At 37.8% G+C, this 22787-nt stretch carries 22 protein-coding genes; all 22 read left to right on the top strand.

Annotation, left to right across the window (positions count from 1 at the left end):
- The first annotated feature begins 42 nt into the window (after window positions 1-42).
- On the top strand, window positions 43-744 hold the full coding sequence (prsW, locus tag BKP57_RS00290; protein WP_050352965.1) for a glutamic-type intramembrane protease PrsW: 702 nt from the start codon (window positions 43-45) through the stop codon (window positions 742-744).
- A 767-nt stretch (window positions 745-1511) separates the two neighbouring features.
- Entirely contained in the window at window positions 1512-2333 is an 822-nt protein-coding gene (sleB, locus tag BKP57_RS00285; protein WP_050352964.1) for a spore cortex-lytic enzyme, read from the top strand.
- Between the two features lie 15 nt (window positions 2334-2348).
- Window positions 2349-3689: a germination protein YpeB gene (ypeB, locus tag BKP57_RS00280; RefSeq protein WP_050352963.1), complete on the top strand. Its 1341-nt coding sequence runs from the start codon at window positions 2349-2351 to the stop codon at window positions 3687-3689.
- A gap of 76 nt (window positions 3690-3765) precedes the next feature.
- Window positions 3766-4434: a flagellar brake protein gene (locus BKP57_RS00275; RefSeq protein WP_050352962.1), complete on the top strand. Its 669-nt coding sequence runs from the start codon at window positions 3766-3768 to the stop codon at window positions 4432-4434.
- Between the two features lie 302 nt (window positions 4435-4736).
- The gene (gene cmk / locus BKP57_RS00270) at window positions 4737-5408 is read left to right on the top strand and encodes a (d)CMP kinase (protein WP_050352961.1); all 672 of its coding nucleotides are present in this window, start codon (window positions 4737-4739) and stop codon (window positions 5406-5408) included.
- Between the two features lie 12 nt (window positions 5409-5420).
- On the top strand, window positions 5421-6002 hold the full coding sequence (locus tag BKP57_RS00265) for a lysophospholipid acyltransferase family protein (protein ID WP_050352960.1): 582 nt from the start codon (window positions 5421-5423) through the stop codon (window positions 6000-6002).
- Window positions 6003-6163: 161 nt separating this feature from the next.
- Window positions 6164-7300 (top strand): 30S ribosomal protein S1, encoded by a 1137-nt coding sequence (gene rpsA, locus BKP57_RS00260; protein ID WP_077299656.1) that lies wholly within the window; start codon window positions 6164-6166, stop codon window positions 7298-7300.
- Window positions 7301-8330: 1030 nt separating this feature from the next.
- Complete coding sequence (locus BKP57_RS00255) at window positions 8331-9224, top strand: YIEGIA family protein (RefSeq protein ID WP_050352958.1); 894 nt, start codon at window positions 8331-8333, stop codon at window positions 9222-9224.
- The gene (locus BKP57_RS00250; protein ID WP_050352957.1) at window positions 9224-9409 is read left to right on the top strand and encodes a capping complex subunit for YIEGIA; all 186 of its coding nucleotides are present in this window, start codon (window positions 9224-9226) and stop codon (window positions 9407-9409) included. The genes BKP57_RS00255 and BKP57_RS00250 overlap by 1 nt, the downstream gene beginning before the upstream one ends.
- Before the next feature lie 522 nt (window positions 9410-9931).
- Window positions 9932-11242 carry a ribosome biogenesis GTPase Der gene (gene der / locus BKP57_RS00245; protein WP_050352956.1) on the top strand — a complete coding sequence of 437 codons (1311 nt, stop codon included), beginning with the start codon at window positions 9932-9934 and terminating at the stop codon, window positions 11240-11242.
- A 12-nt stretch (window positions 11243-11254) separates the two neighbouring features.
- The gene (locus BKP57_RS00240; protein ID WP_050352955.1) at window positions 11255-12292 is read left to right on the top strand and encodes an NAD(P)H-dependent glycerol-3-phosphate dehydrogenase; all 1038 of its coding nucleotides are present in this window, start codon (window positions 11255-11257) and stop codon (window positions 12290-12292) included.
- A gap of 59 nt (window positions 12293-12351) precedes the next feature.
- Window positions 12352-12612, top strand: coding sequence for a stage VI sporulation protein F (locus tag BKP57_RS00235; RefSeq protein ID WP_050352954.1), 261 nt, complete (start codon window positions 12352-12354; stop codon window positions 12610-12612).
- Between the two features lie 233 nt (window positions 12613-12845).
- Window positions 12846-13043, top strand: coding sequence for a DUF2768 domain-containing protein (locus BKP57_RS00230; RefSeq protein ID WP_050352953.1), 198 nt, complete (start codon window positions 12846-12848; stop codon window positions 13041-13043).
- Window positions 13044-13060: 17 nt separating this feature from the next.
- The gene (locus tag BKP57_RS00225; RefSeq protein ID WP_050352952.1) at window positions 13061-13792 is read left to right on the top strand and encodes a hypothetical protein; all 732 of its coding nucleotides are present in this window, start codon (window positions 13061-13063) and stop codon (window positions 13790-13792) included.
- Between the two features lie 821 nt (window positions 13793-14613).
- Window positions 14614-16092 carry a stage IV sporulation protein A gene (spoIVA, locus tag BKP57_RS00220; protein ID WP_050352951.1) on the top strand — a complete coding sequence of 493 codons (1479 nt, stop codon included), beginning with the start codon at window positions 14614-14616 and terminating at the stop codon, window positions 16090-16092.
- 916 nt (window positions 16093-17008) lie between these two features.
- Window positions 17009-17281, top strand: coding sequence for an HU family DNA-binding protein (locus BKP57_RS00215; RefSeq protein WP_050352950.1), 273 nt, complete (start codon window positions 17009-17011; stop codon window positions 17279-17281).
- 787 nt (window positions 17282-18068) lie between these two features.
- Window positions 18069-18293: a trp RNA-binding attenuation protein MtrB gene (gene mtrB / locus BKP57_RS00210; protein ID WP_050352949.1), complete on the top strand. Its 225-nt coding sequence runs from the start codon at window positions 18069-18071 to the stop codon at window positions 18291-18293.
- Between the two features lie 179 nt (window positions 18294-18472).
- A complete protein-coding gene (locus BKP57_RS00205; RefSeq protein WP_050352948.1) occupies window positions 18473-19249 on the top strand; it encodes a heptaprenyl diphosphate synthase component 1 in 777 nt (258 codons plus the stop codon).
- A gap of 3 nt (window positions 19250-19252) precedes the next feature.
- The gene (menG, locus tag BKP57_RS00200) at window positions 19253-19984 is read left to right on the top strand and encodes a demethylmenaquinone methyltransferase (protein WP_050352947.1); all 732 of its coding nucleotides are present in this window, start codon (window positions 19253-19255) and stop codon (window positions 19982-19984) included.
- Window positions 19985-19995: 11 nt separating this feature from the next.
- Window positions 19996-20967: a heptaprenyl diphosphate synthase component II gene (gene hepT, locus BKP57_RS00195; RefSeq protein ID WP_050352946.1), complete on the top strand. Its 972-nt coding sequence runs from the start codon at window positions 19996-19998 to the stop codon at window positions 20965-20967.
- A gap of 72 nt (window positions 20968-21039) precedes the next feature.
- Window positions 21040-21486: a nucleoside-diphosphate kinase gene (gene ndk / locus BKP57_RS00190; RefSeq protein WP_050352945.1), complete on the top strand. Its 447-nt coding sequence runs from the start codon at window positions 21040-21042 to the stop codon at window positions 21484-21486.
- Between the two features lie 88 nt (window positions 21487-21574).
- On the top strand, window positions 21575-22345 hold the full coding sequence (locus tag BKP57_RS00185; protein WP_050352944.1) for a CheR family methyltransferase: 771 nt from the start codon (window positions 21575-21577) through the stop codon (window positions 22343-22345).
- The last annotated feature ends 442 nt before the right edge of the window (window positions 22346-22787 follow it).

The following is a 22787-nucleotide window of genomic DNA, read 5'->3' as shown; positions in this document are numbered from 1 at the left end:
ATTTGACTTGCAACGTTTCGTCTTGGGAAAGGATAGGGAGCTATGTTTTCTATATTATCAGCTGGTGTTGCGCCAGCTTTAGCATTAATGTCATTCTTTTATCTAAAAGATCGTTTTACTGAACCATTAACCTTAATTGCTCGCAACTTTATTTTAGGAATGTTATTAGTTTTCCCTATCATGTTTATTCAGTATGTTTTTCAAGCTGAAAGTATTGTTAACAGTCCTGTGATGGAATCATTTTTGCTTGTAGGTTTATTGGAAGAATTTTTTAAATGGTTTATTTTTATGTACGCTATTTATCACCATTCTGAATTTGATGCACATTACGATGGAATTGTATATGCAGTCGCTATTAGTCTTGGCTTTGCCACATTGGAAAATATTTTATATTTATTTACTAACGGAATCAACTATGCTTTTATACGTGCATTCTTTCCAGTATCTTCACATGCTTTATTTGGAGTCATAATGGGCTATTATTTTGGGAAGGCAAAAATCTTTTCTGCTCATAAACGGCGAAACATCTTCTTTGCTTTCTTAATCCCATATTTATTACACGGGACGTATCATTATATTCTAACCGTTGTTTCCAGTAATTGGATCATTGCTTTAGTACCATTTATGATTGGTTTATGGCTCGTCGCACTGCATAGGATGAAGGTAGCTAATATGACACATTCATCCTTGCAAAACGTAAATGAAAATAAGCAAGAAACTCAAGCAATCAAGCGTCTACCGTAACCACTTATCCAAAAACATTTCAAAAAAATATATTTGCTATTAAATATTAATTTAACCATGAAGAGACTGGGACATAAGCAATTACTATATAGCAAAAGCCGAACAATCCATTTATCGTTGTTCGGCTTATTTGCATTAAAAAATTTCTATCACCGCTATGTCAAAATACTTCGCTTTCCGCAGGTCTCCTCAGCTTCCTCGGAAAGCAAAAACCGCTTTCCTGCGGGATCAGCTCGCGCTGTCCCCAGGAGTCTACATATTTTGACTACGCTAAAACTTGCGTATACACAATTGCGATTTTTTGTTCGTTTTTTTAATCAGCTGTTTTAGTTATGTCCCAGCCTCTTTTACGGTTTAAAACTTCCTCCATCATAATATATCAAAACGAATGCTCTCTCTTACTCTGCATGTTTAAAGATGTTCGCTTTTTAAATCTACCGCTAAATAGACCAATTCTTTATCCTGCATATAAGGTGCTGTAAGACTCCCGCTTCCAGGAGTTGGATAATCTTGTTTGCAACAAGTCTAAGCGGGAAATAACTTAAATACCCTATTTCGTAAGTGGCCTTTAAAAGGCCATACCATTACGGGACTAACAATTAGCGGGGGATGAATGAAACTCTACTGATTGAAGATTCACTTTATCAGCTTGTAAGTATACTGACTACATAATTTCTATTCACTTTTCAATAAAGTAGCACATGAATAAAAATAACTTTATAACGAAAACTAACTTAACAAAACCTTGAATAGCAGGAGGAAGTTGTATGACGAATAAAAAACTACCGATTACATTGTACCTCATAAGTTTTTTATTTCTCGGAATGTACTTTATGCAACCAGAAAAAACATCACATGCATTTAGCTCACAAGTGATTCAACATGGTGCGGTTGGTGACGATGTTATAGAATTACAAGCAAGATTACAATATTTGGGTTTCTATAATGGGAAAATAGACGGTGTATTTGGTTGGGGGACATATTGGGCATTACGAAATTTTCAATATGAGTTTGGCCTAGAAATAGATGGATTAGCTGGAGCAACAACAAAGCAAAAACTTGCTAAGGCCAGTAAATACGATGAAGCATATGTAAAACAACAAATCAATCAAGGGAAAAAGTTCACTCATTATGGGGGTGAGCAAAAAAATAAACAACCCACTGGGCAAGGTGGCAATAATCAAAACCAGGGGGATCAAGGAAGTAACGTTGCTGTCAATGTTCCACAAGGGTATTCACAAAATGATATACAGTTAATGGCAAATGCTGTTCATGGGGAAGCAAGAGGAGAACCATATGTGGGGCAGGTTGCCGTTGCAGCTGTTATTCTAAATCGGGTAGATAGCGCTACATTCCCTAATACTGTCTCTGGCGTTATTTTTGAACCACGAGCATTTACCGCGGTTGCGGATGGGCAAATTTGGCTGACTCCAAATAAGACGGCAAAAGAAGCGGTCTTAGATGCCATTAATGGCTGGGATCCATCGGGAAACGCAATATACTATTTTAATCCCGATACAGCTACTTCAGGATGGATTTGGTCAAGACCCCAAATTAAAAAAATCGGAAAGCATATTTTTGCAAAATAGAAAGGTGTGAAGCATATGATTCGCTGGATACTAATAGCTGTTCTTGCTATAGGAGTGATAGGAACAGGATTTTGGGGATATCAGGAACATCAGGAAAAAAATGCGGTTCTCATCCAAGCTGAAAACACGTATCAGCGAGCATTTCATGAATTGACCTACCGGGTTGATGTGCTAAATGACAAGATTGGTTCGGCACTTGCTATGAATTCCAAGCAGCGATTATCTCCACAGTTAGTTGAAATTTGGCGTATTACTTCTGAAGCATTATCGGATGTCGGTCAATTGCCTTTAGGGCTATTGCCGTTTAATAAAACAGAAGAATTTCTTGCTAATATCGGTGACTTTACCTACCGTACTGCAGTGCGAGATTTAGAAAAAGAACCTTTATCGGACCAAGAAACACGTTCATTAGAAAAATTATACAAACAATCAGGCGAAATAAAAGATGAGTTAAGAAAAGTACAACATACTGCGCTTGAAAACAATTTACGTTGGATGGATGTGCAACTTGCTTTAGCCAATGAAGGTGAGCAGATGGATAATACGATTATTGATGGTTTTAAAACAGTAGAGAAGAAAGTGGAAGGTTTTGCTGAAGGTAACGGTGATGGTTCTACGTCCAATAAAACCGTAAGAGACCATGAGTTTAAATTCTTAACAGGAGAATCATTGTCATCAGAAAAAGCTCTTACCAAAGCGACAAAGCTTTTACGTGTAAACGGTAAAGATAAATTGAATATTACGGAAAGCGGAAAAGGGGCGGAAGTTCCTTTATACAGTATATCCTACCGAAACGAAAAAGAAAGTGGTTATTTGGATTTATCACAAACTGGTGGGCACCCATTGACCTTATTGGTTAACAGACCAGTAAAACAAAAACAAATCAGCTTAAATGAAGGGATGAAGAAAGCAGAGGAATACTTGAAAAAAAATCAATTTGAAGACATGACGGTATTTCAAAGTGCACAGTATGATAATATCGGAGCTTTTTCTTTCTTATACAGTAAAGATGGTGTCCGTTATTATTCAGATGCACTTGAAGTCAAAGTAGCTTTGGACAATGGAGAAATTCTTGGTTTAACAGCTATTGACTATTTTATGAATCACAACGATAGAAAATTGGCTGAACCGGAGATAAGCGCAGATGAAGCAAAAGAAATGGTTAATCCTAACGTGGACATTCAAGAAGAATATTTAGCCGTGATAGATAATGACCTTGGAGAAGAAGTGTTGACGTATGAATTCTTGGGAACCATGGGAAATGAAACATATCGTATCTTTATTAATGCGAATGATGGACGTGAAGAACGGGTAGAAAAATTAAGTGGATCAGAAGTAAATTACGCTAGAGGTTGACAGTTATGTCTTCCTCTTTTTTTGTTTTTCTGTAATAATGGGTATAAAGAACTATTGAGTGTAGGAGGTGTTGAAAATGAAAATAGGAACGGTTCTTCAATTAGAGGTCGTGCAATCAGGAAAGAATCGTAATCGTGATGCAAAAAAATACCGTTGTAAAGTAATTGATAAAAATGAACAAAATCTATATATTGATTTGCCGGTAGATACAAAGTCAAAGAAAACAGCTTTTTTTGCAAAAGGAACGATATTTGATGTTACGTTTATAGATTCCGATGAGATCATTTACCAATTTCGTTCTAAACTAGTAGCTAAAGTAAAAGGAAAAATCCCTGCGTTAGCCATTCAATTACCTGGAAATAACATACGCCGGATACAACGAAGAAATTATGCTCGCGTTGAAACAGCCGTTGATGTTGCTGTACATTCCGATCAAAACCTCTTTTCTCCATTTACTACGGTAACAAACGATATTAGCGGAGGAGGGCTGTCCATTATTGTCCCTAAAAACCAAATATTAAAAGGGGAATTAGCTGAAATATGGATGGTTTTAGCAATGGCAAATGGACAATTTGTTTACCCGAACGTACGAGCAAAGCTTGTTCATGAAAAAAGGGGGAATAGTGGTATTTCCATTGCTTCCTTCCAATTTTTAGCATTGGATGTTAAAACAGAGCAATGGATTATACGTTTCTGTTTTGAAAAGCAGCGAGAAGCAAGAAAAAAACAAATATTTCATCGTTAACAAGTATGATAAAAATAGGATGGGAATAGACCATTAGGAAATGAATATGTTATTATTTAATAGAGCCTGTTCAAAAATTTGATATAAAGACGAGTGAGGCAAAGACCCCAGGCAACTTTTTGTGACCACAACATAAATAACTTCTAAAAGAATCGCCTGTGATTATAAATAAGCCAATGTGTACATTCGTTCTGTTTTTCATTTGTTTTTTTGAACATCTCTTATATAGATTACTTTTACATATACTTGGCATTGCCAAGTTTTTTCAGGATGAAACGTATAGAGAGGAATGGATACCCTTCATGAAGAAGTCAATCACGATTGCCATTGATGGTCCTGCAGCTGCAGGAAAAAGTACCGTAGCTAAAATAGTAGCAAAAAGGCTATCCTGTATTTATATTGATACTGGAGCAATGTACCGAGCACTTACTTGGAAAGCGCTAAAAAATTCTGTTAATGTAAATGAGGAGGGAGATCTAGTTACATTAATGCAAGATACAAATATAAAATTGGAACAAAGTGATGGTGGCCAGCTCGTTTTTGTTGATGGACAAGACGTCACAGAGGCCATTCGATCTAATGAAGTAACGAATAATGTTTCTTATGTCGCACAACATCCGGAAATCAGAAAAGAAATGGTAAGGCGTCAGCAATTGTTGGCAAAACATCGTGGAGTAGTAATGGACGGGCGAGATATAGGAACGCACGTGCTTCCAGAAGCAGATGTAAAAATATTTTTAATTGCTTCTGTAGAAGAGAGAGCAAAAAGAAGGTATGAAGAAAATATAAGAAAAGGAATCCATGCTAATCTAGAAGAATTAAAAAAAGACATAGAGCAGCGTGATGAAATTGATTCAAAGCGAGAGGCATCCCCCTTATTAAAGGCAAAAGATGCAATCGAAATTGATACAACGTCCTTATCTATTCAGGAAGTAGCTGATAAAATACTTCAAGTAGCGAATAACCATCAGTAAGAGGAGAGCAGTATGAATTTATATCGGATAGCAAAATGGGTTGTTTCTATTATTTTTTATCCGCTGTTTCGGATTCACGTAATTGGCAAGGCAAATGTACCCAAATCAGGACCTGTTATTATATGTTCCAATCATATTTCTAATTTTGATCCGCCCGTTGTTGGGATTACATCTCCTAGGAGTATTTATTTTATGGCGAAGGGTGAGTTGTTTGAAAATCCTTTGTTAGGGAAATTATTAACTAGTATTCAAGCTTTTCCAGTTAAACGAGGGATGCGGGATCGAAATGCATTAAGAAAAGGTCTGCAAATTTTAAAAGCAGGGCACACATTAGGACTTTTTCCAGAAGGGACAAGAAGCAAGACGGGAGAGTTACGGAAACCACTTGCTGGAGCTGGTTTTTTTGCATTGCGTTCAAACGCTGCTATTGTACCTTGCGCAATTATCGGTTCTTATAAGCCGTTTAGACGGTTAAAAGTTGTTTATGGTGAACCGATCCCCATGGAGACGATAAGGGAATCCAAAACTTCCCCACAAGATACAGCGAATATCATTATGGAAGAAATTCAAAAATTATTGGATCTTCATAAATAAAACTACATTACTTGACAAATAATTATAATTGTTAGAAGTTATAAAAAAGGATTATTTTTTATTGCAATCATTTCTATCGTTTTTAAGTTAGTAGAAAGCTTAAGTAGCTTATTACATAAAGTTATTTGGGATTTCGATATGATTTTAGGAGGGCTATGGATATGAATGAAGAAGCAAACAACGAACAAATCAATGTAACTGTAGGAGATACGGTAACCGGAACAGCAGTAAAGGTAGAAGAAAAGCAGGTGCTCGTTGATTTCGGATACAAAACGGAAGGGATTTTACCAATAGGTGAACTTTCCAATCTGCATATTGATACTGCCGGTGATGTTGTAAGTGAAGGAGACACATTAACATTAAAGGTAAAGAAAATGGAAGATGATGATATTATCCTCTCCAAAAAGGCCGTAGATGCAGAACAAGCTTGGGAAGATCTGCAGCAAAAGTTTGAAAATGGTGAAGTATTTGAGACAGAAGTAAAAGAGGTCGTTAATGGTGGGTTAGTTGTTGATGTAGGATTACGCGGTTTTATTCCTGCTTCCTTAGTGGAGACATATTATGTAGAAGATTTCAGTGATTACAAGGGTAAAACACTAACCGTTAAAGTAGTTGATCTAGTACGTGATCAGAACAGGGTCATTTTATCACACCGAGCCGTAGAAGAAGAAGCGTTACAAGAAAAGAAACAATCCCTGTTGCAGTCACTCGAAGTGGGTCAAGTTATCCAAGGTACGGTTCAACGAATAACTGATTTCGGTGTATTTGTTGATATCGGAGGTGTGGATGGTTTAGTACACATCTCACAATTGGCACATGAGCATGTAAAGCATCCTTCTGATGTAGTAAAAGAAGGAGATAGTATAGAAGTAGAAGTTTTATCTGTTGATCCAGATAGTGAGCGAATTTCTCTATCCAGAAAGAATGCGTTACCTGGTCCATGGTCAGGGATTGAAAAACGTATTTCTCGAGGAGATGTACTAGATGGAACGGTGAAACGACTAGTTAACTTTGGCGCATTTGTAGAAATTGAACCAGGTGTTGAGGGATTAGTTCATATATCTCAAATTGCTACACGTCATATTGGAACACCTCAGGAAGTACTTGAGGCAGGGCAGCAGGTAAAAGTTAAAGTGCTTGATGTCAATGAAAAAGAAGAACGTATCTCTTTAAGTATTAAAGAATTAGAGCAAGAGAAAGAAGCAAATGAATATAAACAATATGAAAAGGATGATGATCAATCAGGCTTTCATATTAGCGATTTTATCGGTGACAAATTAGATAAATATAAACAATAATGTTTCCACACATATAATTCTTTCATTTTATGTGTCGATAAGGCGTTTTTCCTTTGGAAAGGCGCTTTTTTGCACTATAGGAATGTATAAGTTTTTTTGGTTTATAGTATAAGAAAAACAAAAGGCTTTCGCCATTAGACTTGGCGACAAGCCAAGTTTTTCTAATAAGATTAAGAAAGTCTAAAATGAGGTGCTTGGAGATAACGAAATAACTGAATAGCCACGTCTGGCGCATGAGCCCAGCAACTAGGCGACTTTAGAAATGCGCCCTACGATAAGGCATCATCGGTTCGTCGCAAAGAGGAAGGCCGACTAAAAACGGGCTTGCCGCTCAGGCGTCGGCATACCCCTGTTTTTAGTTGCATGTTTCCTTTATCTTTAGTTGATTCGTTCCATTCGCTATGTTGCTAAACGGGCGCCCTGCGCCTTTGTTCTGTTTGTAAATAAAATAGCTTACATATTATCGTTGCGTGAATGCTAGCGTGCTGGATAATATCCTAACCCACTTTAAAATTTTTGTAATTTACAGAAAAACACCATTTATATTTAATCACAGCAAATCTCCCTTGCATGTCGGATTTACTTTTCTTATAAGCCTTTTACCATTTAGCCAAGGTTCTGTTTGTCTCCATTTGTTATAACTTATAGTAAAAGATTGAATTTGAGACATACTAAAATTGTCACATGATAAGTGTGTGCGCACTTCACTTCCCCGGTTTATCTGTATGTAAGGTTCCATAAACTCCCACTTCAAGAGTTGAAGGTAATGTAAAACAAATCTCAGTGGGGGTAATGGAACCTAAACGTTCGATTCGTTCAAGGGTCTTTAGCTCATAACTTTACGATACTAACAATTGGTGGATATGTGATTGAGGTTCACTTTATAATAGTGCCTTTATCCGCTTAAGTTGCGCGATTTGAGGTAAGATGGATGGGGAATTAATTGGAAATAAACATAAGTAAGCTACATTTCATATATTGCAGGTCTTTTACAGAGCCTCTAAAGTCCGGTAATCATGGAGGGAATTAAATGAATGAGTATACGATGCCAATTTTATTTGGAGTCATCATTGGAACTTTAGGACGAATTTTAATGTTAAGAACGGATTATAGGCAATACCCTACTTATTTACACGGAAAAGTAATTCATGTATCTTTAGGTTTTATTGCAGCCTCACTCGGTTCTGTTGCTATCCCAGCTATTATGGAATTGGAATTCACAGCTGTTACATTTTTGACAGTTGCAGCAACCCAATTTAGAGAAGTAAGAAACATGGAAAGAAATACACTTACAGAAGTCGATAGTTTTGAATTAGTACCTAGAGGAAAAACATATATTGAGGGCATTGCTATTTCATTTGAGAGCCGAAATTACTTAGTTATTTTCACTTCATTTATTTCGACACTAACTTTTATTGTGTTTGATGTATATATTGCATTGATTGCTGCTATTGGCTGTTTAGGTATTTCGATGGTTTTAATGAGTGGCAAAAGAATCAAAAATATTGTACAGATTGAACATCAGCCACTCCATTTCAAAGGTGCCGGACTATATGTTGACAATATCTATATCATGAATATTGGTTTACCAGAAAGACAGGATGAAATATTAAAATATGGGCTGGGTTTTGTATTGACACCTAAAAATATCAATACGATTACGACGATTGCTAATTTAGGACAACGCCAAGCGATTTTGCACGATGTATCAGTAACTTTAGGAGTATTCAGAGATTCTGGAACACCAGCACTAACTCCGTTAATTAAACGAGATTTAGATGATGGTCGGATTGGGATATTTATTCTTCCACAAATTCGTAATGTGAACAAAGCAAAACAGGTAATCGGAGCTGTTCCAGTGCTGGAAAGTGCTATACGTATGCCGTCTGAATCGTCTTTTTTTAGATGGAGGGGAGATGAATAATGAAAATAGAAAAGGCTATTTTAGCAGTTATTACGACAAATCGTTCCATCGTTGAAGGGGGCGCACCTATTTTTGTTTGCGAAACCCGAAAAGAGGCAGAAGATATCTCAGCTAATTTAGAAGCCATTACGGATGGAATAGCCCATCAATTAAGTGAAGAACTATTTATAATTGTAAAACATTAAATCCCTTTTATCCCGCATGTAAGATGCCGTTAAGCTCCTACTTAAGAGTTAAAAACGAAACAAAGAAGACTAAGTAGGAGATAACGACATCTAAATTCCCAAATCACTCGGATCAACAAGATGTCAATTGTAGGAGACGTGATAGGCAGAAAAACGTTCTTCTTTTACAAGGACAAGAAAAATTTGGAAGCTACAACTCGCACGCGTCTTCTTCAAGGGAACTTAAGCTTTTAACCTTTGTTCTACTCCTAGAGGGAAAACCCTACTAAATGCAGTTTCACTTTATAATTGTGCGTCCGTCTTACTTTTGCTATGATAGAGGTTGTTCAAGCTGGTTGGTAATAAGCTACAATGGGTTTGTAAAAGTAAATAAGCTGAATAATTGGATTTACTCCAATAGAATGGATAATAGCTGGTTTATTATATGAGTTATATTACAAATCAAGGATCTGCTTAACAAATAGCTCATTGGATAAAAACAAAACACGTTAAAACAAGACGTAAGGAAAGGATGTTCCTTTCATGAGGAAAGCAACAGTAGCAATTGTAGGAAGGCCAAATGTTGGGAAATCAACTATTTTTAATAGATTAGTTGGAGAACGTATATCCATTGTCGAAGATATCCCTGGTGTTACGCGGGACCGAATCTACGCTGAAGCAGAATGGTTAAATACGACTTTTAATCTCATTGATACAGGTGGAATTGAAGTAGGAGACGAACCGCTATTAGTAAAAATGCGCCAGCAGGCTGAAATAGCCATTGATGAAGCCGATGTCATTATCTTTTTAGTTAATGGACGTGAAGGAATTACTGCTGCCGATGATGAGGTAGCTAAGCTGTTATATAAATCCAATAAGCCTGTCGTATTAGGTGTTAATAAAATGGACAATCCGGAAATGCGCGAAAGCATTTATGAATACTATGCTCTTGGATTTGGCGAGCCATATCCAATCTCAGGCTCTCACGGGCTGGGATTAGGAGACTTATTAGATGAAGTCGTTCGTCATTTCCCTAAGTTGGAAATGGACGAGAAGGATGACGATACGATCTACTTTAGTTTAATTGGACGACCAAATGTCGGAAAGTCTTCATTAGTGAATGCATTGCTAAATGAAGAACGGGTTATCGTAAGTGACATGGAAGGAACAACCCGCGATGCTGTTGATACAAAACTTCATAAGGATAACCAGGATTATGTTATTATCGATACGGCAGGGATGCGAAAGCGCGGGAAAGTATATGAGTCCACTGAAAAATATAGTGTTTTACGCGCTTTAAAAGCAATTGAGCGCTCCGATGTTGTCTTAGTTTTATTAGATGCAGAAACTGGGATACGAGAACAGGATAAACGAATTGCCGGTTATGCTCATGAAGCTGGGAGAGCAGTGGTTATCGTCGTTAATAAATGGGATACCATTACTAGAACAGAAAAAGCAATGAAAGAATTTGAAGCGGAAGTACGGGCTCATTTTCAGTACTTGGATTATGCCCCAATCGTCTTTTTATCTGCAAAAACAAAGAAACGGTTGCATACATTACTTCCAGCAATACAATTGGCAAGTGAAAATCATGCAAAGCGGGTGCCGACAAATGTATTAAATGATGTGGTTATGGATGCCATTGCGCTGAATCCTACGCCAACTATAAAGGGAAAACGACTGAAGGTTTTATACGCCACACAGGTGAGCGTAAAACCACCACGTTTTGTTATCTTTGTAAATGAACCAGAACTTGTGCATTTTTCTTATGCGCGGTTTCTAGAAAATAAAATTAGGGAAGCGTTTGGGTTTGTAGGTACCCCAATAAAAATAGTTGCAAGAAAGAGACAATAAGGAGGAGATAACATGGCAAAGGTAGCGGTATTAGGGGCAGGGAGCTGGGGCACAGCCCTGAGCATCGTACTTGCTGATAACCAGCATGAGGTGCGATTATGGACACATCGTACGGAACAAGCAAAAAAAATAAACCAAACGAGACGAAATGATCAATATTTAGATGCAGTTATACCAGAAGCTATCACAGCTTATTCTGATCTAAAACAAGCGATAGCAGGTGTTACTGCCGTAGTATTCGTTGTACCAACCAAAGCCATCCGTGAGGTAGCTAGACAAGTAGATCCACTTATTTCCCCAGAGACGACCATCATTCATGCTTCGAAAGGGATTGAACCTGTTACATTAAAACGTGTTTCACAAATGATTGGGGAAGAATTAACCGCTTTTAAGGAAGAAGAGATTGTTGTTCTTTCTGGTCCTAGTCATGCGGAAGAAGTGGCCTTACGACAGCCTACAACTGTTACGGTCTCTTCTGTTGATCCAGACCGTGCGAGATTAACACAAGATTTGTTTATTAATGAGTCATTTCGCGTTTATACGAGCCCGGATGTTTTAGGGATTGAGCTTGGTGGCGCTCTGAAGAATATTATTGCTTTAGGTGCTGGAATCTCAGATGGTTTAGGATACGGGGATAATGCCAAGGCAGCTTTAATGACAAGAGGGCTTGCTGAAATAGCCAGATTAGGGACATCATTAGGAGCCAATCCATTAAGTTTTCTAGGCTTACCTGGAGTTGGCGATTTAATTGTTACGTGTACAAGTGTGCACAGCAGAAATTGGAGAGCCGGTAATTTGTTAGGAAAAGGAAACAAATTAGAAGATGTTCTTGAACAGATGGGTATGGTTGTGGAAGGAGTAAGGACTGTTAAAGCGGCTTATCAATTTGCGAAAGAACAGCAGGTAGAAATGCCGATAACAGAAGGAATTTATCAAGTATTATTTGAAGGAAAACAACCAAAGGACGTTGTCGGTCAATTAATGAGCCGTAACAAACGGCAAGAAATGGATGACCTCGCTCAATTGCTGATGGAAAGGTATTCGCAATAACACGAAGTCGACTTCCTGCATATACTGTGTTTGAGTTCACTTAGCAGGGAGGCGAGTACGTGAGTAATTTTCAAAAAGGCCTTTTTGACAAAATTCAACAAAAGGCAAACATTAATCCAGATGATGTATATAAAGTGGCAGATTCTGTGAAGCATGCTGATTTTTCCGATGAGAAAACCGTACGTAAGCTGGTTCGTCACTTGAGCAAACTAGCAAATAAACCTATCTCCAAGGAGAAAGAAGATAAAATTGTTCAGTCAATTGTCAAAAATGATATGCCCATGGATATGAATTCGTTAAATAAGCTGTTCAAAAAATAAACGTACTTGGGCAAGTGAGGATACAATTCTCCATATTCTCGCATAGAATAAATCGCACAAGCATTCATGGATAGAGTTGCAGTGGATAATTATTTAGTCATGCCGGGATGGAGACAGCCCCCTTCATCTCGGATTTTCTTATGTTTATACAGACACTCTTTTTCCACGTAGCTGGGCTGTTTATGTTATAATACGTGGTGCAATAAAGAATTGTTTTTAGGGGTGGAGAAATCGTGTCACAATCTATGCTGAACATGTATATATCATTTGCCGGTATGGCTTTTTTACTCGTTGCAATTGGCCTTATTTTGCTGGCAAGATATAAATTGACAGGCTGGTTAGCTGGAATTATTTCATTCTTCGCGTACATAGCTTTAATTTTGGGGAGTCTCATCATTCTCTATATTGTATTTAGTGGTCCAACAGGTTAGGACAAGGGGGTACTATAATGACGTATACGACATATGGAAAAATCACAATAGTTATTCTGATTACGATCCTGTTAAGTGGTTGTTTATACCCGGATGAGCAATTATCCAAAAACCAAGTTCCTAATCAAGACCAATTGGAGGCAGTTCAATCTGCAGTGGAACAATATCGGGAGCAAAATGGCGGGCTTGTGCCGATTCGCACAAAAGATAGCGACACACCAATTTTTCAGAAATATTTGCTTGATTTTTCAAAATTAAAAGAGGCGAATATATTAACAGAGATACCTGGTAACGCGTATGAAAATGGTGGCGTTTACCAATACACATTAATTACACCTGAAGACAACCCGCGTGTAAAACTAATTGATTTACGTATTTCTGAGGCAATCCGTAGTGTAAACGTAAAATTGGACATCTATCGTGATGAACATCTTTACCCACCATTTAAAGAAGAAATAGCGGATGGAATTTATACAATCGATTATGAGAAACTTGGGTTAGATGCTACACCAACTGTAATCAGTCCATATTCCAAGGAAAATTTGCCTATTATCATGGATACGGATGGAAAGCTCTATGTAGATTATCGAATCGACCTAAACCAAGCGCTACAGGAAGAAGAACACAATTATGAGCCAGGTGATGATATTCGATATGTGTTGGCTGATAACACACCGTTTGTACCAGTCTATTCCCTTCCATATACAGTTGAGAAAGGTGAACCAGTGTTTTTACAAGAGAATAAATAAAAGTATCATATTTGAACCCTTGAAACAATATATTGTTTCAAGGGTTTTTTTGAATGTATAAGAAACTATAAAATTAGGTGCTTGTGGATAACGAAATAACCGACTAGTCACGTCCGGCGCATGAGCCCAGCAACGATGCGACTTTAGAAATGCGCCCTACGATAAGGCCTCATCGGTTCGTCGCCTCACCGTGATTCCTTTATCTTTAGTTGATTCGTTCCATTCGCTACGTTGCTAAACGGGCGCCCCGCGCCTTTGTTCATGGGGGCGGATCTTCTTTTTAGGGCTGAGATGATAAAAAATAGAGGGGTAGAAGATAAATTCTATCTCATTTCAAACCAATTTAATAAAGTAGTTCAGCTACTTGTTAACTCACCCTTAAATTTTGAGGTGCGTACTATATCCCTCAGTTAACCCACTTATAAATGGCAGTAAGTCCTGCCTTTCAATGCTACGAGGATAAGCGGAGGCAATAAATGTTCGTCTAACAATCAGTGGAGGGATGAATGAAAACACCCAACTGATTGAAGAACTTTATTCAACATAGAGAAACTAATTTGCAAGCACTCCAGATAAACATTGTTTATGTTTAATACTAATTCGCTATATAAGGCTGTTTTAGCTGGAGAGAAAAGATATGAAGAATAGAATTATATAAGGTAGCCAGACTCTTACATGCTTTAGGAACTTAGAGCTGCCCAGTTTTATTTAACTTTTACACATAATTCAGGCATATTTTGATAGGACAACATCATAGACTTGTAATGTCAATTATTCATAGTTTGTGCGTAAAAAAGTAATGGAGATCGGGAGGGGATCTTTTGGAAAGAGTGGATATTTTTAATGATATTTCAAAACGGACAAATGGAGATATTTACTTAGGTATCGTCGGAGCAGTTCGTACAGGAAAATCAACGTTTATTAAAAAATTCATGGAGCAAGTTGTATTACCAAATATGGACGACGAAAGTGAACGAGCACGGGCACATGATGAATTACCGCAAAGTGCTGCTGGCAAAACAATTATGACTACAGAGCCAAAATTTGTACCTAATCAAGCAGTTTCTGTTCATGTGGATGAAGGGCTAGATGTAAATATTCGTCTCGTGGATTGTGTAGGATATGCAGTTGAAGGTGCAAAAGGGTTTGAAGATGAAAATGGTCCGAGAATGATTCATACGCCGTGGTATGAAGAACCGATCCCTTTTCATGATGCAGCTGAAATTGGAACAAGGAAAGTAATTCAAGAACACTCTACGATTGGAGTCATTGTCACTGCAGATGGTTCGTTTGGAGAAATTGCCAGAAATGATTATGTGGACGCTGAAGCGAGAGTAGTTGAGGAATTAAAAGAAGTAGGAAAACCGTTTATTATGGTTCTTAATTCACAGCGTCCTACCAGCCAAGAAACAGAACTATTACGACAAGAACTAGTTGACAAATATGATATTCCAGTGTTGGCAATGAGCATTGAATCCATGACAGAGCATGATGTTACCAACGTTCTACGGGAAGCGCTGTACGAATTTCCAGTATTAGAAGTAAATGTGAATTTACCAAGCTGGGTGATGGTATTAAACGAAGATCACTGGCTAAGAAGAGGATATCAGGAAGCTATACAAGATACGGTGAAAAACATTAAACGTTTACGAGATGTGGATCAGATTGTTGGAGAATTTTCAGCTTATGAACATATTGACCAAGCGAGATTGGCAGACATGGAAATGGGAGAAGGGATAGCTGAAATTGATTTGCATGCCCCAGACCACTTATACGACGAAGTATTAAAAGAAATTGTAGGCGAAGAGATTAGAGGAAAAGACCATTTGCTACAGCTCATGCAAGATTTTGCACATGCTAAAAGAGAGTACGATCAAGTATCAGGTGCATTGCAAATGGTCAAGCAAACTGGTTACGGAATTGCTGCTCCCGCTTTGGAAGATATGATTTTGGATGAGCCTGAAATTATTCGCCAAGGGTCTCGGTTCGGGGTTCGTTTAAAAGCTGTCGCTCCATCGATTCACATGATCAAAGTGGAAGTTGAATCCGAGTTTTCTCCAATTATAGGAACGGAAAAGCAGAGTGAAGAGCTGGTTCGCTATTTAATGCAAGACTTTGAAGAAGATCCACTATCGATTTGGGAATCAGATATTTTCGGGCGTTCATTAAGCTCCATAGTTAGGGAAGGCATTCAAGCAAAAATTGCCCTGATGCCAGAAAATGCACGATACAAACTGAAAGATACACTGGAACGAATTATTAACGAAGGATCTGGTGGCTTAATAGCTATTATATTATAGCAGCTGTATGTAGCTGCTTTTTATTTTTCTCGGAAATCCTTTACTGGTGACATTTTTTCTCTGCTAAGATTCTATTGAGTAATGTGGTCATCTTACACATTGTTAGTTCACATGCAGACCTTATGTTAACAGATTTCTTTATCCCATATGTAATCCTATTAAGCAGTGTACGTAGTCCGATATCGGGCTGCTTTTTTTATTTTATCCCAAATATAAGGTGCTGTAAGACTCCGACTTCAGGAGTTGGATAATGTGTACTGCAACAAGTCTAAGTGGGAGGTAAAAGCACCTAAATGCACTATTTCGTTCAGAGGTCTTTAGGTCATATCATTATGGTACTAACAAGCTGTGGGGGATGAATGAAACTGATTGAAGGTTCACTTTATTGCAGAGAGGAGGGAAACGGCGGTCATGTTTTCTTTTTACTCCTAATCTATGCAGTGGATAGGATGGCAATTGACTATCGTTGCTTTCGTTTCCTGCTTGTGATTAATCGTCTTTATAATATGAATATTCAAACACTTAACCCTCACCTATATTTTCATTGCTATCATGTTTGGGGGTAAAAGTACTTTTTTAAAAAAATTTAATAGAAAACGGCAGGATATTTGCTAGTTGTGTCGTATACCTATTAATATAGCCGAGTATTGCCGCTAACCATCATTCTAACAAGGTTTCTGTGATAAATGGGATTATCTACCAATTTTACTATGAAAATTCATGAAAACTGAAAGAAATAAGAAAAAATTGGGGGGAAACTGTTGAATTTTGTTGCAAACTCGGTTAAGATAAGCCATGTCACACTTGAATTATGTGACATGAAGTATAAAAACTGGCAAAATGGTGAACAAATGATGATAGCTTCTTTTAATTTGTTCCAATGTCGATTGATGATAAATGGGAGGAGGTGAATGTCATGAATAAAACAGACCTAATTAATGCTGTAGCTGAAAAAAGCGAACTTTCTAAGAAAGATGCAACGAAAGCGGTTGATGCAGTATTCGAATCTGTCATGGATTCACTTAAAAAAGGTGAAAAAGTACAGTTAATCGGATTTGGTAACTTTGAAGTGCGTGAGCGCTCTGCTCGTAAAGGTCGTAATCCTCAAACAGGAGAAGAGATCGAAATCCCAGCAAGCAAAGTTCCTGCATTTAAACCAGGTAAAGCCCTAAAAGACAGTGTAAAATAATTATTTTACATAGGGCCTAAGAGAGGATACGCGTTTTGCGTATCCTTTTTTTAATAAGATAAGAAAGCATAAAATTAGGTGCTTGGGGATAACGAAATAACTGAATAGCCACGTCCGGCGCATGAGCCCAGCAACGATGCGACTTAAGAAATGCGCCCTACGATAAGGCCTCATTGGTTCGTCGCAAAGAGGAAGGCCGACTAAAAACGGGCTTGCCGCTCAGGCGTCGGCATACCCCTGTTTTTAGTGGCATGATTCCTTTATCTTTAGTTGATTCGTTCCATTCGCTACGTTGCTAAACGGGCGCCCCACGCCTTTGTTGCAGAGTAAGAAAGTATAAAATGAGGTGCTTGGAGATAACGAAATAACTGAATAGCCACGTCCGGCGCATGAGCCCAGCAACTAGGCGACTTCACGAAATCGCCCTACGATAAGTCATCATCGGTTCGTCGCCTCACCGTGATTCCTTTATCTCAGTTGATTTGTTCCATTCGCTACGTTGCTAAACGGGCGCCCCACGCCTTTGTTCCACTATAGGAAAGTATAAGATTTTTTTGGTATATAGTATAAGAAAAACAAAGGCTTCCGCCATAAGACTTGGCGACAAGCCAAGTTTTTCTAAACGTAGATTAAATTTCTTCAGCATGACACACATGTACAGGCATCTTGAATCAGCGTTAAAAATGACAAGATGTTAGGTACTGTTTAACGAAAGCTAGTAGATCTAAATCGTTAATATTTTCGATTAAAAAACTATTTTGAACATACGAAAGGAATGCTGATAATCATGGATAAACTAGGTGTTTCATCTGATTTTTTTGTCATCAAAGCATTGGAAGATGGCGTACAAGTAATTGGATTAACGAGAGGAAACGATACCCGTTTTCATCATTCGGAGAAACTGGATCAGGGAGAAATTATGATTGCACAGTTTACAGAACATACATCAGCCGTTAAAGTACGAGGCAAAGCCTTAATTCAAACGAGTCACGGTGAAATTGAAAATAAGTAAGTTATTAATGCTCTAAGGATAGCTCATATATGGGAAAACTAGTAGTTTCATTCACTGCTATTTGAAATGATCTAAGCTTCATTTTACTTTTATCCAGATTGTTTGATTATTGATTAGCCATAAATTATGCTATAATAGCTAAAGCGAATAGATTGGATGAAGGGTTCAGGTGATTTTTCTTGAATACGTCAACAGAGGACATACAGTACCTAAAAACAGAAATAGAAACGAAAATAAAGCACTCCTATTTGGAAAAATATATTGACAAACCCATCATCGATGAAGGAAAGATGCGTTTATTAATTGAAATGATCAACCATAGTTCCTTACCTGAATCCCGTAAGCAAAGATATATCTTAACGACAATGCTTGTTCAAATGGCTTTGGACACACACGACAAAGTTCCGAGTTTGACATCTGAAGAAGAGGAAGAGGATGTCAAATTGCAAAAACAGTTACATGTACTTGCTGGTGACTATTATAGTGGACTCTATTATTTAGTGTTAGCTGAAATAAACGATTTTGAATTTATTCGGTTGCTTGCATCGGCTATCAAAGAAATTAATGAGTATAAAATGACACTCTATTATAATGAGATAGATTCCTTAAAGCACTACATGCATGTACGGAATGTTATCGATACACGTTTAATCGTTCAAATTGCCTCTTTTTTTAGTGTCCCAAGCTTGGGGGAAATTGCAGAAAAATGGTTATATATCACCAAGCTAACGAACGATATGGACCAAATTAAAGCAAGTGAAATAAAGTTAAATCCTTGGATAGAAAGTATTACAAATGGGGATGCATTGATCAAACAGCTTACAGAATTATTGCATCAGGTGGAAAATGAAATAAGCCGATTACCGGCGATTTATCACAGTTTTTCACATTACTTGTTAACGGAGCTCGCTTCTGTAAGAAAAACATATTTATTTAGTATGGGGGAAGAAGGTTAAGCTATGGCACAATCATCAAAAGAAGAACGTGTCCATCACGTGTTTGAAAAAATATATTCCAAATACGATTCCATGAATTCTATTATTTCATTCCAACGCCATAAAGCATGGAGAAAAGACGTTATGAAACGAATGAATGTACAGCCTGGAACAAACGCCTTAGATGTATGCTGTGGAACAGGAGACTGGGCATTGGTAATGGCAGAGCAAACTGGAAATACTGGAAAGGTTACCGGCCTTGATTTTAGTGAAAATATGCTTTCCATTGCGAAAAAAAAACAACAAGAGCTAAAAATAGAGCAAGTACATTTTATGCAAGGAAACGCGATGGAACTTCCTTTTGCAGATAATAGCTTTGACTATGTAACTATTGGCTTTGGTTTACGAAATGTAGCAGACTATATGACCGTACTAAAAGAAATGTATCGTGTCGTAAAGCCTGGGGGGAAGGCGGTTTGCCTGGAAACCTCACAGCCTACCATACCTGTTTATCGGCAATTATACTATTTTTACTTTCAATATATTATGCCTTTGCTCGGAAAAATAATCGCCAAAAGTCAACAGGAATACGCATGGTTAAATGAGTCTGCCCAAGATTTTCCTGATAAAAAACGACTCAAGCAGATGTTTATCGAGGCAGGGTTTACCAATGTTCAAGTGAAAAGTTATACTGGTGGCGTAGCAGCAATGCATATGGGCGTAAAAGAACCGAATAATGAATTAAGTAAATATTAAAGGTGACATTCATGAAATTAGCTAGAGCTTATGGATATTTAAAAAAAGACTTAAATGAAATCGAACAGACGATTAATGATGTGGTACAGGCAAAGCATCCTGTGCTACGCCAAGCTTCTACACAGTTACTGCAAGCAGGCGGGAAACGAATTCGCCCTGTATTTGTGTTATTGGCAGGTCAGATGGGCGAGTATGACTTGGAGCGTCTAAAAACCGTTGCTGTGTCATTGGAACTCATTCACACAGCAACATTAGTGCATGATGACGTGATTGATGATGCTGATATACGAAGAGGAAAGCCCACTATACGAAAAACCTACGGGAATCGAGTAGCCATGTACGCAGGTGATTATATATTGGCTCGGGCGTTAGAGGAAATTACCCTATTACAAGATCCGAAAATACACCGTTTATTATCTAAAACAATTGTAGAAGTGTGTAAAGGCGAAATCGAACAAATTAAGGATAAGTTTGATGGAAGTCAGGGGATTCGCAATTACTTGCGACGAATTAAACGTAAAACAGCTTTACTTATAGCAACAAGTTGTAAGTTAGGTGCTATTGCTTCTGGACTTACTGAACAAGAAGCGCATAAATTATATCGTTATGGATACAATATTGGCATGTCTTACCAAATCATTGATGACATTTTAGATTTTACAGGATCTGAAAAAGAATTAGGAAAGCCTGCAGGGAATGACTTATTACAAGGAAATCTAACCCTTCCTGTGTTTTTAGCAATGAAGGACCCTGTTCTTGAAACGAGGATTAAACAAAGCTTACAGGCTGATCCTATCACTCGTGAAGCACGCATGAAAGAGGTTGTGGAAAACATAAAAGAAACAGATGCAATCAGCGAATCGTATTGTTTAAGTGATTGGTTTTTGGCAAAAGCGCTAAAACAATTGGAAGGTTTTCCTGATAGTCGTCCAAAGCAAACATTATTACAGATTGGTAAATATATCGGCAAACGCCGAGCTTAATTTGTCTTTTTTACATAGGTTTGATAAAATTTTATCGGCTAGATAAATACATAAGGTGAGGGGTTTTGTAACATGGAAAAAACATTTTTGATGGTTAAACCAGATGGTGTTCAACGTAATCTAATCGGCGATATCGTTAGTCGATTCGAAGCAAAAGGTTTTAAATTAGCTGGAGCAAAGCTGATGACCATTTCAACCGAATTAGCTGAAAAGCACTATGCAGAACATAAAGAACGCCCTTTCTTTGGGGAACTGGTGGAATTTATTACGTCTGGTCCAGTATTTGCCATGGCTTGGGAAGGTGAAAATGTAATCGCAACCGCAAGAGAAATGATGGGCAAAACCAATCCAACAGAAGCATTACCTGGAACGATTCGCGGAGACTATGGAATGACTGTTGGTAAAAATATTATTCACGGTTCTGATTCTGCTGAAAGCGCTGAACGAGAACTTGCTTTATTTTTCAAAGCTGAAGAGCTAATTGATTATATGAAACAAGATGCCACTTGGATTTACTAACATGAAAGCTTTTGGAATTGCCGTGAGTGCATAATCCTCACGGCAGCTTCATGTTTGCACAGTTGTTATATTGAAAGAGGGGGAAGCATTGGATAAAGATTATACCCAGTTTATTGCTAAAGTTAAGACGAAACTAGGCATTGATTTACATTTGTATAAAGAAACGCAAATGAAACGAAGGCTAACATCACTACGAAATAAACGGGGCTATAAAGACTTTGCAAGCTATTATCGCGCATTGGGCCAAGATAAGAGGTTGCTAAACGAATTTGTTGATCGTTTAACAATTAATGTATCCGAGTTTTACCGTAATCCGATACGATGGGAAGTCTTACAAACCTCTGTTCTTCCAAAGTTGGTGGAGCAGTCACCGTTTACTATTTGGAGTGCGGCATGCTCGACAGGTGAAGAACCGTATAGTGTTGCAATGATGCTGGCAGAACATTTCCCAAACGCTTCCTATCGAATCATCGCTACAGATATCGATGAAGCTGCGTTAGACAAGGCAAAGCAAGGGATTTATCAGAAGCAAGCGCTAAAGGATTTACCAGAAAAATTCATTACGAAGTATTTTACTGATCAGCAAGGACTTTATTATTTATCCCCTAGTATTAAACAGCGAGTCACATTTCGTAAACATAATTTGCTTGCCGATACATATCCGAACAACATAGACTTAATTATATGCCGGAATGTCTTAATTTATTTTACAGATGAAGCAAAAGAAGAAATTTACCAGCGTTTTAGTCAAGCTTTGAATAAAAATGGTGTATTATTTGTCGGCAGCACGGAACAAATATTTCATCCGGAAAAATATCAATTACGTTTATTAGATACTTTCTTTTACCAGAAAGTTTGAAAGTCTTATCTTTAAATTGCGGTTAAATAGTAAGTATTTAGCTTGTAGAAACCTTTTGGTTATCTACAAGTTTTTTTATTGTATAGGAAACGATAAAATTAGGTGCTTGGAGATAACGAAATAACTGAATAGCCACGTCCGGCGCATGAGCCCAGCAACGATGCGACTTAGAAATGCGCCCTACGATAAGGCCTCATCGGTTCGTCGTAAAGAGGAAGAACGACTAAACACGGGCTTGCCGCTCAGGCGCCGGCATACCCCTGTTTTTAGTAGCTTGATTCCTAAATCTTTAGTTGATTCGTTCCATTCACTACGTTGCTAAACGGGCGCTTGCGGGTTTGTTCTGCACAATTAATCAGAACTTACGTTCTGTGTTCGTGCTATAAAGGAAGATGATAGCGCTTTATTTGAGTTTTTTGACTAATTCTTTATTTTTTTCAAT

The organism is Virgibacillus sp. 6R, assembly GCF_001895305.1.
GTDB lineage: Bacteria > Bacillota > Bacilli > Bacillales > Amphibacillaceae > Virgibacillus > Virgibacillus pantothenticus.
This window is presented reverse-complemented; position numbering and strand designations above follow the sequence as displayed.

Bases quoted from the DNA above. Each gene is read 5' to 3' on its own strand.
- BKP57_RS00255 (WP_050352958.1), top strand. From the start codon at position 8,331: ATGAATGAGTATACGATGCCAATTTTATTTGGAGTCATCATTGGAACT.
- rpsA (WP_077299656.1), top strand. From the start codon at position 6,164: ATGAATGAAGAAGCAAACAACGAACAAATCAATGTAACTGTAGGAGAT.
- mtrB (WP_050352949.1), top strand. From the start codon at position 18,069: ATGGATAAACTAGGTGTTTCATCTGATTTTTTTGTCATCAAAGCATTG.
- BKP57_RS00265 (WP_050352960.1), top strand. From the start codon at position 5,421: ATGAATTTATATCGGATAGCAAAATGGGTTGTTTCTATTATTTTTTAT.
- cmk (WP_050352961.1), top strand. From the start codon at position 4,737: ATGAAGAAGTCAATCACGATTGCCATTGATGGTCCTGCAGCTGCAGGA.
- ndk (WP_050352945.1), top strand. From the start codon at position 21,040: ATGGAAAAAACATTTTTGATGGTTAAACCAGATGGTGTTCAACGTAAT.
- BKP57_RS00250 (WP_050352957.1), top strand. From the start codon at position 9,224: ATGAAAATAGAAAAGGCTATTTTAGCAGTTATTACGACAAATCGTTCC.
- BKP57_RS00275 (WP_050352962.1), top strand. From the start codon at position 3,766: ATGAAAATAGGAACGGTTCTTCAATTAGAGGTCGTGCAATCAGGAAAG.
- BKP57_RS00215 (WP_050352950.1), top strand. From the start codon at position 17,009: ATGAATAAAACAGACCTAATTAATGCTGTAGCTGAAAAAAGCGAACTT.
- sleB (WP_050352964.1), top strand. From the start codon at position 1,512: ATGACGAATAAAAAACTACCGATTACATTGTACCTCATAAGTTTTTTA.
- prsW (WP_050352965.1), top strand. From the start codon at position 43: ATGTTTTCTATATTATCAGCTGGTGTTGCGCCAGCTTTAGCATTAATG.
- hepT (WP_050352946.1), top strand. From the start codon at position 19,996: ATGAAATTAGCTAGAGCTTATGGATATTTAAAAAAAGACTTAAATGAA.
- ypeB (WP_050352963.1), top strand. From the start codon at position 2,349: ATGATTCGCTGGATACTAATAGCTGTTCTTGCTATAGGAGTGATAGGA.
- menG (WP_050352947.1), top strand. From the start codon at position 19,253: ATGGCACAATCATCAAAAGAAGAACGTGTCCATCACGTGTTTGAAAAA.
- BKP57_RS00240 (WP_050352955.1), top strand. From the start codon at position 11,255: ATGGCAAAGGTAGCGGTATTAGGGGCAGGGAGCTGGGGCACAGCCCTG.
- BKP57_RS00225 (WP_050352952.1), top strand. From the start codon at position 13,061: ATGACGTATACGACATATGGAAAAATCACAATAGTTATTCTGATTACG.
- der (WP_050352956.1), top strand. From the start codon at position 9,932: ATGAGGAAAGCAACAGTAGCAATTGTAGGAAGGCCAAATGTTGGGAAA.